Raw genomic sequence first — 13,294 nt, forward strand, 5'->3', positions numbered from 1 at the left:
AAAGACATCACGCCTGGTGAGGAATTTGAGGCCTCACGGGCGTGATGTCTTTTATTGTCACTGCATCTAATGACGCGAAAAACGCCTCTTGTGCCTGGGCGAGTTCGTGCTGCAGCCGGCAGTTGATGTTAAAAGGGCAGGGGTGGGGGTGCTCGCAGTCGATCACTGGGCTGGGCCCCTCGAGGAAACGGACGATGGCCCCGACGGAATAATTCTCGGCGCCGTCGACCAAAGTGATTCCCCCGCCGCGGCCGCGAGTGGCGTCGATAATGCCGAATTCCGTCAGCCGCGATATGACCTTCGAAACATGGGTTCGCGGAGCGTTAATCGCTTCGGCGACCTCGCGGGCTGTTGTCCGCGCATTCCCTGACCGCGCCATATGCATGACGGCGCGTAAACCGAGATCAGAGAACTTCGTAAGATTCACAGTCTCAGCGTAGCGCCACGGGCCAGGGCCAAAAAATGCGGGAACCGGCCCGACGATTCACGCGTGGTTCGTGTGATTTGGTGTGTGAATGACCGCGTGGTTTCTGTGATCAACGCGGGATTGACTACGCCGCTACCAGCGTAAAGTCGACGTTTTGGCCATGATTTCGGCCCATTCAGCGTCGGGAGTGGAGTCAATGGTGATCCCGCCGCCGGTGCCCAAAATCAGCTCGCCATTCACCCATTCCGCGGTGCGGATGGCCACATTTGCCACGAGATCTCCCCAGTTCAACCCCACCGTTCCGCAATGAATACCGCGCGGTACCGGCTCCCACTCGGCCAGATATTCCCGCGCCCGTAACTTCGGCGTGCCCGTCACCGACGCGGGCGGAAAACACGCATCAATAATGCGGGAATCCCGCGCCGGCGACACATCATCCACTTGTCCAGACACCGTCGACACGAGGTGCCACACCCCCGGTGCCGGCACGACCTCCAGCAACGAGGGCACGGTCACGTCCCTGCACACGCGGCTGAGGTCATTGCGGACGAGATCAACAATCATGATGTTCTCCGCAACATCCTTCCTACTCCGCGCTAGTTCCCCGGGATCGCGGTCAAGGGGAATCGTTCCTTTAATTGGCGACGACCACACCGTGGAGCCCCGGCGCTCCAGAAACAGTTCGGGGCTCAGCGAGGCAATGGCGCGGTCATGCGTTGCGAGGTACATGGCGTACTGGGGGCGGGTGCGGTGGACGGTCGAGAGCCACCATCGGGCGGCGTCGGCACGCGACGTCATTGGTGTCCGAAACTGGGCGGAGATGCATGCTTGGTAGACCTCCCCGGCGCGAATAGCATCCAGACAGTTCATAACACCATGTCGGTGAGCATCTCGGTCGCCAGAGCTCCAGTGCGTTGCCGGAGAACATTGTGGAATCGAGTGAAAGTGGCGACGTTGATTCGCAGTAACGAGAACATCTGTGGCCCATTCGGGATCACCGTTGGTGAACCATTCCCCATTGTGGCGCCAGATCACGTGGTGGGTGGTGACGCCTGCTGCATACACTGTGGGGTCGGGATACGAGATGAAACCAAACCGAACGCCGTTGTGGGGATAAGCCGGTGTTGTCGACCCATCGTCGTTGCCAGAGGTGCTGGCAGAAGCGTTGCCCGGAGAGCGGAAAAGTGCAGGTGGGGGCTTTAATGCGTCCTCAGGGTCGCAGTACGTGCATAAAGCATCCGGTGCGATGACGGCGTCGAGCCCACCCCAGGCTCCGATAGCCATCGCGGGGAGATGGCCGTCGGTAAGAAGTGACATACCTACATCGACAGGGGCCAGCGAGCTGTAACCAAGGCGTGTCATGGAAGCAGAATCATCATGAGATGCGTCGGATACGTTTGATAGGCCGGGGAGCATAAAAATCACTGTAGCTGCCGGCGCCTGCGTCAGACGGAACTGCCGGTGGGGATGTCGACGGATCACGACGAGCACTAAGGACGGGCACTAAGACTGCCCTTCATGTCGGTAAAATTTGCAGCGCGTTGTAGCCTAGACGGTATGTCTGCACCCATACTTACGTCTGTCGCCTGGCCCTATGCTAATGGGCCCCGCCACATCGGACACGTCGCCGGTTTCGGTGTTCCCTCCGACGTTTTCGCCCGTTACCAGCGAATGCGCGGGCGTGACGTACTCATGGTCTCCGGCACTGACGAACACGGAACTCCGCTGTTGGTTCAGGCGGAAAAAGAAGGCGTCAGCGTGCAGCAGCTTGCCGATACCTATAACAAGCAAATTGTTGAAGACCTGGCCGGACTAGGTCTTTCTTATGACCTCTTTACCAGAACAACGACGCGCAATCACTACGCCATTGTTCAAGAGCTCTTCATGACGCTGTACTCCAACGGCTACATGGTGAAGCAAACGACTCTGGGTGCTATTAGCCCGTCGACAGGGCGCACTCTTCCCGACCGCTACATCGAAGGCACCTGCCCAATTTGCGGTGCCTCCGGAGCTCGTGGCGACCAATGCGATAATTGTGGCAACCAGTTGGATCCTGCCGACCTGATCGATCCGGTGTCGAAGATCAACGGTGAAAAACCACGGTTCGTTGAAACCGAGCACTTTTTGCTTGACTTGCCCGCACTCGCGGATTCGTTAGGGGAGTGGCTCGAATCCCGCAAGGATTGGCGGCCAAACGTCCTCAAGTTCTCTTTGAACATTTTGAAGGACATCAAACCCCGCGCTATGACCCGCGACATTGACTGGGGAGTGCCCGTTCCCCTCGAAGGATGGGCTGATAATAAATTCAAGAAACTCTATGTGTGGTTCGACGCCGTCGTCGGGTATTTGTCTGCCTCCATCGAGTGGGCCCATCGTATCGGTGAGCCCGACGCGTGGAAAAAATGGTGGACCAACCCTGAGGCTAAGTCCTACTACTTCATGGGCAAGGACAATATCACCTTCCACTCCCAAATTTGGCCTGCTGAAATGCTGGGATACCGTGGCCTGGGATTACGCGGGGGCACCGAAGGCAAGTTGGGTGACCTCCAATTGCCGACAGAAGTCGTCTCGTCCGAATACCTCACCATGTCGGGATCGAAGTTCTCGTCGTCCAAAGGCGTGGTGATCTACGTGCAAGATTTCCTCCGCGAATTTGGCCCCGACCCGTTGCGATACTTCATTGCCGTCGCCGGTCCAGAAAACAACGATACGGACTTCACTTGGGATGAATTCGTCCGCCGTAACAATAACGAGTTAGCCAATTCGTGGGGTAACTTGATCAACCGCACGGTGTCTATGGCGGCGAAGAATTTCGGTGAAGTTCCCGATATTTCCGGGCTTGACCGCACTGATGACGATAAGGCCCTTCTCGACCTCACGGAGAAAACCTTCGACATCGTTGCGGAGAATATAGAGCATTCTCGTTTCCGCGCCGGGATCAACGCGGCTATGCATCTGGTCGGTGAGGCTAATGCCTACATTGCTGCCCAGGAGCCGTGGAAATTAGCTAAGGATGAGGACCAGCGGGACCGCCTGGCCGTCGTGCTGCACACTGCGCTGCAGGTCGTGTCCGATTGCAATGTGCTGCTCACGCCCTACTTGCCACATGCTGCCCAGAAGGTTCATGAAACCCTGGGCCGCACCGGCGAATGGGCAGCCATGCCACGAATCGACGAAGTGACGGATGACACCCCGGTTGAGCTCATGGGAGTTGGCCTTCCTGAGGAAGGGCGAACCTACCATGTGATCACCGGTGAGTATTCCCACCAGCAGGCAGCATGGAAGCGCATCCCCATCGAAGCCGGCACGACGCTGAGGAAGCCAAAGCCGATCTTCGCGAAACTGGACCCCGAGTTGGCGGAAACCGGCCCAGAGTGGGCGCCTGTCGTCCATTAAGCCGGGATTCCCTTCCTGTAGCCGGGGATTCTCTCCCTGCTGGACGCGCCGTCATCACCTATGGTGGGGTTCATGAGCTCTTCTCAGACAGTAACTATCCCTAACACCATGCACGCGATTCGGGTGTCTCACACGGGAGGCGCGGGCGCATTGGAATATAAAGACGACGTCCCCGTTCCTCAGCCCGCCCCCGGCGAGGTTCTGGTGAAGATTGATGCAGCCGGTGTCAACTACATTGACACCTATTTTCGGGAGGGAATTTATCCCGCAGACTTGCCCTACACACCAGGTGTCGAGGGTGTTGGGCGCATCGTCGCAAAGGGGGAGGATAACGGCGACGCTTCCTCCTCGGGTGAATTATCCGTGGGAGATCGCGTTGCTTTCTACAACACGAACTGCTCGTATGCGGAGTACGCGGCGGTTCCCGCGTCGGCAGCAGTGGCTATTGAGGACACTATCAATGATCCGACGGCCGCGTCGTTAATGACACAGGGGATTACTGCTCATTACCTGTCTGACGGATGCTATTCGCTGGGTGAGGGCGACACATGCGTCATTACAGCGGGTTCCGGGGGCGTCGGTTTGCTGCTCACCCAGATGGCTAAAGCGCGGGGAGCCACTGTCATCAGCATCACCTCTACCGAGGAAAAAGCGCAGCTCTCCCGGGATAATGGCGCCGACTACACCATTAATTATGACGACTACTCGCCGGAGAAAATCCGTGAGTTGACGGATGGACGCGGTGCGGATGTCGTGTATGACGGCGTAGGGAAGACGACATTTGATACATCAATTCATTCGCTACGGCCGACGGGCACGATGGTTTTGTTTGGTGCGGCCTCGGGGCCAGTACCGCCGATCGACCCTCAGCTGTTGAATGAGGCGGGTTCGGTTTTCCTGACCCGGCCGAGCATTAAGGATTGGACCTCGCGCCCGGGTGAACTGCAATCGCGAGTTCAAGCGGTTGTTGGAATGGTGGCCAATGGGTCAGTGACGTTCCGAATTGGAGGGACGTTCCCGCTCTCTGAGGCACGCAAGGCTCATGAGCAGCTGCAGGCGCGGAAGACAACGGGATCGTTGGTGCTTATTCCTTAGATCAGCGTCGTCGATCAGGCCGAGTCACCCCCGCGTCAGCACGGCAACAAGGAAGGTGCTGTTCTCGTCGAAGGGATCAGCATTCCACGATGAAAACATATGTTGTGGTGCTAGGCCGGCGGACTGGGCGTCGGCAAGGAATTGTGGGGCAGTGTATCCCCGGTCGAGGGCGAAGCCAAGGATCATGCGGCCGTTGTTGGTAAGTCGGCTCGATAGGTTTGCGACTGCTGTTGCACGGTGGTCAGGGGCGATGAATGGGAACACGTTCCCGGCAGAATAAATAATGTCGAATGGCCCCTCGGGAAAATCCTGGGGGTCGGGTGAGTCGTCGCCTAAATCTGCAACATGCCACTCGCCGTCGGGCAGGCGGTTCTGTGCCACCGACACCAAGTAGGGGTCGACATCCACGCCCGTGACGGAGTGCCCTTTCTTGAGCAGGTATGCTCCTACTCTTCCAGTGCCCGCGCCGGCGTCGAGCATCCGTGAGCCGCGCTGGGCCAACGCGTCAATGAGGCGTGCCTCACCGTCGATATCCCTCCCTTGAGCAACGAAAACATCCCACCGCTTCGCATAGCGATGGGAGTGGTCAGGGTTGGCAGCAAGAATGTCATTCCACGTAGGCATGACACTCAGAATAGCCTTGGCAATTATCCGCGAGCTAGTGCGCCCATAGGATCCCACGCAGGGAGGACATGGGGTTCCTTGCTCAATGCATCCTGGTATTCCTTGGGCAGACGCGCTTTCGGCACCGCGATTTCGTACACGTTCTCGGAGAACCAGGAATCATCCATCGTCCAGAAGCCCTTGTCGGCCTTATCCGGGCCCCACGAATTTTCGACGCGCCACCTGCGGGGGTGAACGGTCTCCGGCAGATCGTCGGACGAAGTGACAGAGGTCGGGTCGAAGTCGTCGTTGGAATCGTCGACAAGGTCAACCCCGGTGAACACCATGGCGTGGGTCATCATGGAATCGCCAGACAACAGCCGGTCTTCCTTGGACATCGAGAGATCCACACCGTAGAGGTCGTCGTAATCATAAAGATCGAGCGACCAATACCCCTGGTCAGCGTTCGATTGTGCCAGCGTGTCGCACCCAAACCACACAGGGTTGCCATCAACCAGCGCACCCACAGCAGCTTTCTTCAGCACCTCGATAGGCGCATTGAGGTAGGTGACCGGCTTCGCGCCGACAACATTGCCCAGGTATTCGACGGTAAATGTGTCACCGTACGGGCTAGTTGAGCGCGGATCGTTGACGACACAAACATAATCGTCGAGATCGTCGGGGAGGTAGGTCGCGGCGAACTCCTGTGGCGTCATCGTGCCCTTCCGCACGAACTCGTTGTCCTTCGTGCGGTATTGCCACACAAATTTCTCGGGCGGCACACCGAGGTGGATGGTGAGAATGCGGTAAATGCTGGTCATGGTCTCCTCATGAATGGCCTTGACCGCGTCGCTATCGGTGTTGTGCTCGTTGTCCTCTGCGACGGCATTGCGGATGTGCGTCGCCCCAGCGCGCAGAACCGACGCCAAGTCGCGGTTCATATGCCGCGTATTAGAACTCGATTGCGTTTCCGGCATTGCATATTGCGGAACAACACCATATTTGTTGATCAAAGCGACAAACATATTCCATTGGCCCCCGTCGTCAATGGGTGCCTGCAAAAGATGCTGAATAGTCCGATCCTCGATAGGGCGATCGGCTAATTCGCGCATGGCGGTGAGGAAATAATTGGCTTTCTCTAGCTTGTCATAAAAAGAAACATAGTTTTGAGAAAGCTCGAAGTCTTTAATCCCAGTTTCTGACATGACGTTGCCACGCATGGAATTAAGTCCCGAGAAAATCCAGCACCGGCCAGATTTCTTTTGATTAGCGACGGCCCACGTATCCGTTTTATGCGACACGGAATGGTCGAGGGATATGACGCGCTGGCGGTTCAGAGCGACTTTATCGACGTCGATTGTGGTGACCGCGTTCATCGCGATCTGGGCTGACGAGTCGGCGATCACTGCCTCAGAGAGACTTGCGACGGCTTGAGGTGCCAGAACGCCGGTGTTGCGCGAGGAATACTGCGGTGCCGGGGTGGTGTGGTTGTCAGAGGAAGTCATAGGTGTCCTTGTCGTAGTTGGCGGTTGGTGCGGGAGTCCTGCGTGATGTGCAGTGGGTTAGACCATGGAATCCCACAGAGGAAGGACAGTGGGTTCGTCGTCGAGGTGTGCGCGAAGCTCGTCAGGCAGTTCGTCGCGATGAACCACGATGTGGAATACGCTGTCATTGAACCAGGAGTCGGCCATCGTTCCGTAGCCTTTACCAGCGATTTCTTTGTGCTCCTTATGGTGCTTGGTTCCCCACGAGTTTTCCACACGCCACCGACGGGGAGTGTCGGAGTCGGTGTCGAAATCAACGCCGGTGAAGACCATCGCGTGAGTCAACCGGGACTCGGCGGTCAGCATGCGGTCCGCCTTCGTCGTTTCGGTGGTGATGCCGTAGAGCTGGTCCAGCTGGATCAGATCGGCGTCCCACACTCCGAGGTCCGCACGGAACTGGCGGTTGACGTCGCAAGAGAAAAACACCGGCTTATCTTTGCGGAGGCGCTCAATGGCCAGCGACTTCATGGTGTCCAGATCCACGTTGAGATAGGTGAAGTCCTCCGTGCCCCACATGTCGTTTTGGAACTGGGTTGTGTACCGGTGTCCGACGGGCACGTCCGCGCGCGGATCGTGCGCAATGTTGACGTAATTGTCCAGGTCATCGGGCAAGAATTCCTGCGCGAATTGTTGCGGTGTGTAGGTGCCGCCGCGGTGGAAGGTGTTGTCTTTGTCGCGATACTGCCAGACGAATTCGGTGGGAGGAACACCGAGGTGAATGGATAGAACACGGTGGACGTCGCGAAGTGCGGAGGCAATGATGCCATTCGGGTCAAAGCCCTCAGTGTGAGTGTCACGCTCGGTGTCGAGCGCGTCCCTCAGCTGAAGGGCGGCTTTGCGCACAATGGTGTTTAATGCCCGATCCATGTGAGAGGTCGAGGAACTCGATTGCGTTTCCGGCATGACATATTTGGGAACAACACCATATTTCTTCACCAAATTAACGACGTAACTCCACTGGCCGCCGTCGCTCACGGTGAAAGTAAATAATGTATCGATAGCGCGATCGCGTAATTCTTGTGCTGAGCCGGTATGCGACGGGCTATCCGCTGATGTTATGGAACCGTCATACAGTCCTGCGACGGAGCGAAGGAAGTAATTGGCTTTTTCGAACTTGTCGAAAAATTGAAGATAAGACTCCGAGAATTCAAAATCTTCAAGATTAAGGGAGCGCGCGATATCGTGGCGGAAAACATTTAACGCCGCAAACATCCAGCACCGACCAGATTGTTTCTGATCGGTGACCTTTAAGGAATCGAGCTTTATTTCTGACGATTCGTCTAATGCGACGACGGCGTCCCGGTTCAGGGCAACATGATCGACATCGGTGGTGGTCACGGCGTTCATTGCGACGCGGTGAGTGGTGTCGTCGGCAATATTGGCACGAAGCTCAGATAGGCGTGTATCTGACAGCGCAGTCAATGGTGAGGTAGACGAAGATTCGGTCATGCTTGTCTCCTTAGCAATGCGGTTCAGCAATACAGTTCAGCAATGTGGCTCGACATAGCGTTTCACACATGGGTTACAGATGGGCCACGAACACGGTGTGCTCGGACATTGTGTGTGATGTGTGAACATAGTAGGGGACGGTGACACAACTGTTCACGTCCAGCCCACTGGATTAGTTAGCCTAAAGGTATGAGCAAGAAGCGTCGCCCTGAACCGAAACCCCCCGAATTCCTGCCACACCTTGTGGACGCTCATACCCATTTATGGGCCACCGGAGCCCATGATGCAGCCGGCATTTCGGAGCTGATGACCCGAGCTGCCGGCAGTGGCGTGGAATGGGTGTGCACTGTCGGCGACGGATTGGACGAAGCTGAGAAAGCTCTCGAGGCTGCGCATCTCCATCCTGATGTTGTCGCAGCGTGCGCCATCCACCCGACGCGTGCTGGTGAGCTGACCGACGATGTGCGTGCCCGCATTGAAGAAATGGCTCAGGATCCTCGCTGTGTGGCGGTCGGGGAGACCGGGCTGGATTATTACTGGTTGGGCAAGCTCGACGAGTGTGCGGGCAAAGACACCCAGCGCGAGGCCCTGCGGTGGCACGCGGACCTGGCGCGCCGGGTTAATAAACCGCTCATGATCCACAATCGTGAGGGCGACGAGGACTTGCTGGCCATTCTCGCCGATTACAGCGATGACCTTACGGTGATGTTGCACTGCTTCTCGTCCCCACTGGACGTCGCGGAGGAAGCGCTAGCCCGGGGATACATTTTGTCCTTCGCGGGGAACTCGACATTTAAACGTAACGACGAACTTCGCGAAGCTGCCCGCCGCGCCCCCGTGGGGCAGATCACGGTTGAGACCGACGCGCCTTATATGACTCCGGAACCATTCCGCGGTGCGAAGAACGAATCGGCCTATGTCGGCTACACGGCCCGTCGGTTGGCTGAGGTAAGAGGGGAGACGCCTGAGGAGTTTGCCCTCCACACAGGCCAGACCGCGGCAAGGATTTTCGGGGTGCAGCGCTCGAGCTCGGAGGACTAATTTCGGGTGATCGAGCCTGATTTTCTGTGTCCTCCATCACAAATCGAGGATGTTGGTTCCAAGGCTAAGTTCAGCATATGACCAGCTCATAGCCACAAAATCCGCCAAATGTTACGAAAGTGTCACGAGTGATGGCAACTTTTGGTTACGGATCCGTTGCTTCACCCCCATCTAGTTGCTACTCTGTCGAAGTTGTTATCAGATCGTGACTTTGGGCAGGCTCCACCATTCTGAGCCGGAGAGAAAGACGTGAGCACTCAGAAGAAATCTCGCATCCACCGCATTAACCACACCTCCTCCACGCCAGTGCGTGTCGCTACCGGCGGCATGCTGGCCACCTTGGTTGTCGGTGGCGCTGTTGCAGTTAACGCTCAGAAGAACCTCATCCTGAACGTTAACGGCGAAACCTCCCACGTCAGCGCGATGTCTGGGGATGTCAAGAGCATTCTCGCCTCACATGATGTCGACCTGAAAGACGGCGACTTCGTTTCCCCCGCTGCGAACAGCTCCGTTAAGGACAAGCAGGAGATCACTGTTCGCACCGCTCGCCCCGTCACCCTGACTGTTGATGGTGACCAAAAGACCATCCAGTCCACCGCCCTCACGGTGAAGGACTTCCTTAACCAGGTCGGCACCATCAACCCGGACGATTACGTGTCTGCTCAGGGCAGCACCAAGATCCCGGAAAGTGGTATGAAGCTCGAGGTCGTGCCGCTCAAGGACATCACCCTCGACGACGGTGGCCAGCTCGGAGACATGAAAGTTCCCGCTGTCACGGTGAAGGACTTCCTCGACCGCCGCGGAATCAAGCTGGGTGCCGACGACAAAGTCACGCCAGAGCTCGGCAAGAAGCTGGTCAGTGGCGACAAGATCACCATTGAGCGCAACAAGACCGAAGACCAGACGGTGAAAGAGGCTGTAGAGCCGACCGTCCGCTATGTTGACGACCCCAACAGCCCGAAGGGTTCGGAGACCGTCGTTAAGCCAGGTAAAGCTGGCGAGCGCGAAGTGACTTACACCGTCAAGTCCCGTAACGGCCAGGAAGTTCAGCGCTGGGAGAAAGCCTCCAAGATCCTCTCTGAGGCCACCGAAAAGGTGATTTCGCGTGGCACGAAGGCAGCCGTCGCCTCGACCAAGTCCTCCTCGGCATCGGCCCCCGCCGTTGCTGGCGGATCGGTATGGGACTCCATCGCCCAGTGTGAGTCTGGTGGAAAGTGGAACACCAGCACCGGAAACGGCTTCTCCGGCGGCCTGCAGTTTACCGACCAGACCTGGCAAGCATTCGGTGGTGGGGCATACGCTCCTACCGCTGCTGGTGCTACCCGCGAGCAGCAGATCGCCGTCGCTAACAAGGTTCAGGCTGCCCAGGGTTGGGGGGCATGGCCGGCCTGCACGTCGAAGCTCGGAATCCGCTAACCTAACGGTGTGAATCAACCCCCCACTCCTCCGCGTACCGCAGATCATGTTTCTTCAGCCGTCCAGCTTTTGGGGCCGAAAGAAATAAGAGACCTCGCGAGGACCGTGGGGGTTGTTCCAACTAAAAAGCGCGGACAAAATTTCGTCGTCGACCCCAATACAGTCCGGCGAATCGTCGCTACTGCTGACTTGTCGCCCGACGATCACGTTCTTGAAGTCGGTCCGGGGTTGGGCTCCTTAACCCTTGGCCTTCTTGATGTTGTCTCAAAAGTGACGGCCGTGGAGATCGATACCACGCTGGCTGAACAGCTCCCGCGCACCGTAGCGGAGTACGCCCCGACACGAACGGAAAACCTCAGAGTGATCTGTTCCGATGCGTTAGCACTCACCGGCTCAGCCGTAGAGGACTTGGGCGCGAATCCTCCGACAGCATTCGTCGCCAACCTGCCCTACAACGTGGCGGTACCGATTCTCCTGCACGTTCTGGAGATCTTCCCGACGATCACGCGCGTTCTGGTCATGGTCCAGGCTGAGGTCGCGGACCGCCTTGCCGCCGAACCGGGGAACCGCGTCTACGGTGTTCCCAGTGTGAAGGCTCGTTTTTATGGCCAGGTTCAGCGTGCGGGTGCCATCGGGAAAAATGTGTTCTGGCCGGCACCCAATGTGGATTCTGGGTTGGTCAAACTCACTCGCGGCACGCGGCCGTGGCCAATTGATTCGGCCGCGCGAGCCCAACTATGGCCGATCATTGATGCCGCGTTCGCCCAACGTCGAAAGACCCTGCGAGCTGCCCTGAAAGGGCACTATGGAAACGCGGCCGCCGCAGAGAACGCTCTCCGGGAAGCCGGAATCGATCCGCAGCGCCGCGGGGAGACATTGTCCATCGACGAATTTATCTCGCTGACACAGTTGCCGGCGGGAACAGAAACACCCCACTAGTCGATAACGGGTGCTTGAGGAGGTGAAACCATGACATCCAGCAACGGCGATAGATCTGTGTTCAATTCAGACTGGGACCAGTACATCGACGGCTGGGACGGTGTCACGGGACAAGCCCCGGCTGTCCTGTCGGTGTATCTCCAGGCTCACTCGTCGGGTTTCACATCAGTTGCGCAGTCGGTTTCCTTAAAGAATTCCGTCACTATCCAGCCGGTCACGGACGCGGAAAGTGGTTCCCGTCGTGGTCTGAGAGAAGCATCAACTGTCGATAGACCACCACTGACGCCGGGCCGCGTCGTCCACGATCTTTCCGTCGGCGGTAATGTGCCGATGGGGCAGCTGCCGACCGGTCAGGACAATGTTGTGTGGAGGATCGTTGAGCGGATCGCCGACGCCTACCGCTCTGTGATGTCGCCATCGCTGGCCCTGCCACGAGTCGACGTGAGCGTGACCAAGCGCATCCCGTTGTCGGCGGGCTTAGGAAGTAAAGCAGCCGACGTGGCAGCAGCTATCGTCGCCGCCGACCGATTCTTTGGCTATCACTTCATTGTGCGCGCGATGGGATTCTCGGCACCAGGGGGAACCGAGACCAGCAGTGTCGGCTCTTTGTCCAGTGACGTTCTGCGCCGCATTGCGCGGGAAGAGTGCCCCGACGAATACGCCGCCATCGAACTTGCCCTTGAGGGCGGGACCAGCCTGATCAACCTTGATCATGATGCGCAACCAGGATCCGACGTCACATCCCAGCGGACGCCACTTCTGGCGCGAGGTCCCTTGTGGTGGGTGATAACGATGCCGGTGGTGACGTCGCCAGAGATGGCGATGCCATGGGCCCCACCATCGCCATACCGCGAGGAACAGTCAGCTCACGGCCGCCGAGGTCCATCCGTCCAGCACAGTGACGACGAAGGCGAGGACGCCGACGAGAGCGGAGCAGGGTTGTGCCACCGCGTCGTCGAGCGGTTGGCCGTACAACGTGCGGAGATGGCGTCGGGAAAGAGATCGCAGTACAGCGTCGGCAATATAGAAGACATCGAACGCGCGCTCGTGTCGGGCGACCCGATGGACGTTGCGAAGACGATGGGCAACGATCTGTACCCGGCAGCAACCAGTGTCGTCCCATCTCTCCGTCGGGTTATTCAAGCGGGCACGCGGGCGGGTGCGCTCGGCACCATCGTGGCTCAGCAAGGGCCAGCCTGCGCAATGCTGTGTGCCGACGAGGACCACGCCCGCGACGTGCAGGCCGAAATGGCGGGGAGTGGCGCTGTCCGCACAGCTAGAATTGCACCCAGCCACAGGCCGGGAAGCCAGAGTGGTGCGCATCTCGTCTCTGATGAGGATAAAAAATCGCCCTAACCCTCATCGGTGGCTGCCCGGATCGCAC

The 13,294-nt window shown here is 58.0% G+C and carries 11 protein-coding genes; 6 read left to right on the top strand and 5 right to left on the bottom strand.

Translation table 11 applies throughout. The features are described 5' to 3' along the window. Positions 1-7: 7 nt before the first annotated feature. Together JMN36_RS05670 and JMN36_RS05675 are read right to left on the bottom strand one after the other, a co-directional pair. Entirely contained in the window at positions 8-427 is a 420-nt protein-coding gene (locus tag JMN36_RS05670; protein WP_221924001.1) for an RrF2 family transcriptional regulator, read from the bottom strand. 132 nt (positions 428-559) lie between these two features. Next, a complete protein-coding gene (locus JMN36_RS05675; RefSeq protein ID WP_221924002.1) occupies positions 560-1,843 on the bottom strand; it encodes an aminodeoxychorismate synthase component I in 1,284 nt (427 codons plus the stop codon). A 141-nt stretch (positions 1,844-1,984) separates the two neighbouring features. Here JMN36_RS05675 and metG point away from each other — a divergent pair, with 141 nt between their 5' ends. Together metG and JMN36_RS05685 are read left to right on the top strand one after the other, a co-directional pair. After that, positions 1,985-3,823, top strand: coding sequence for a methionine--tRNA ligase (gene metG / locus JMN36_RS05680; RefSeq protein WP_204582140.1), 1,839 nt, complete (start codon positions 1,985-1,987; stop codon positions 3,821-3,823). Between the two features lie 72 nt (positions 3,824-3,895). Next, positions 3,896-4,918 (top strand): quinone oxidoreductase family protein, encoded by a 1,023-nt coding sequence (locus JMN36_RS05685; protein WP_241865202.1) that lies wholly within the window; start codon positions 3,896-3,898, stop codon positions 4,916-4,918. 24 nt (positions 4,919-4,942) lie between these two features. Here the strand turns inward: JMN36_RS05685 and JMN36_RS05690 are convergent, their stop codons facing one another. Genes JMN36_RS05690 through JMN36_RS05700 form a run of 3 tightly spaced genes read right to left on the bottom strand, consistent with a single transcriptional unit; the run spans position 4,943 to position 8,514 of the window. Next, entirely contained in the window at positions 4,943-5,542 is a 600-nt protein-coding gene (locus tag JMN36_RS05690) for a class I SAM-dependent DNA methyltransferase (protein WP_204582139.1), read from the bottom strand. A gap of 23 nt (positions 5,543-5,565) precedes the next feature. Next, positions 5,566-7,026: a C1 family peptidase gene (locus JMN36_RS05695; RefSeq protein ID WP_236881620.1), complete on the bottom strand. Its 1,461-nt coding sequence runs from the start codon at positions 7,024-7,026 to the stop codon at positions 5,566-5,568. 57 nt (positions 7,027-7,083) lie between these two features. Continuing rightward, the gene (locus tag JMN36_RS05700) at positions 7,084-8,514 is read right to left on the bottom strand and encodes a C1 family peptidase (protein ID WP_204088179.1); all 1,431 of its coding nucleotides are present in this window, start codon (positions 8,512-8,514) and stop codon (positions 7,084-7,086) included. Positions 8,515-8,703: 189 nt separating this feature from the next. Here JMN36_RS05700 and JMN36_RS05705 point away from each other — a divergent pair, with 189 nt between their 5' ends. The 4 genes from JMN36_RS05705 (at position 8,704) to JMN36_RS05720 (ending at position 13,266) form a co-directional block, all read left to right on the top strand. Further along, positions 8,704-9,555, top strand: a complete 852-nt coding sequence (locus JMN36_RS05705; RefSeq protein WP_204088180.1) for a TatD family hydrolase — start codon at positions 8,704-8,706, stop codon at positions 9,553-9,555. A gap of 249 nt (positions 9,556-9,804) precedes the next feature. Next, positions 9,805-10,971: a resuscitation-promoting factor gene (locus JMN36_RS10905; RefSeq protein WP_204088181.1), complete on the top strand. Its 1,167-nt coding sequence runs from the start codon at positions 9,805-9,807 to the stop codon at positions 10,969-10,971. 9 nt (positions 10,972-10,980) lie between these two features. After that, entirely contained in the window at positions 10,981-11,910 is a 930-nt protein-coding gene (rsmA, locus tag JMN36_RS05715; RefSeq protein WP_204088182.1) for a 16S rRNA (adenine(1518)-N(6)/adenine(1519)-N(6))-dimethyltransferase RsmA, read from the top strand. A gap of 30 nt (positions 11,911-11,940) precedes the next feature. Further along, a complete protein-coding gene (locus JMN36_RS05720) occupies positions 11,941-13,266 on the top strand; it encodes a GHMP family kinase ATP-binding protein (protein ID WP_221924003.1) in 1,326 nt (441 codons plus the stop codon). Positions 13,267-13,294: the final 28 nt, after the last annotated feature.

The organism is Corynebacterium pseudokroppenstedtii, from assembly GCF_019754945.1.
Lineage (GTDB): Bacteria > Actinomycetota > Actinomycetes > Mycobacteriales > Mycobacteriaceae > Corynebacterium > Corynebacterium pseudokroppenstedtii.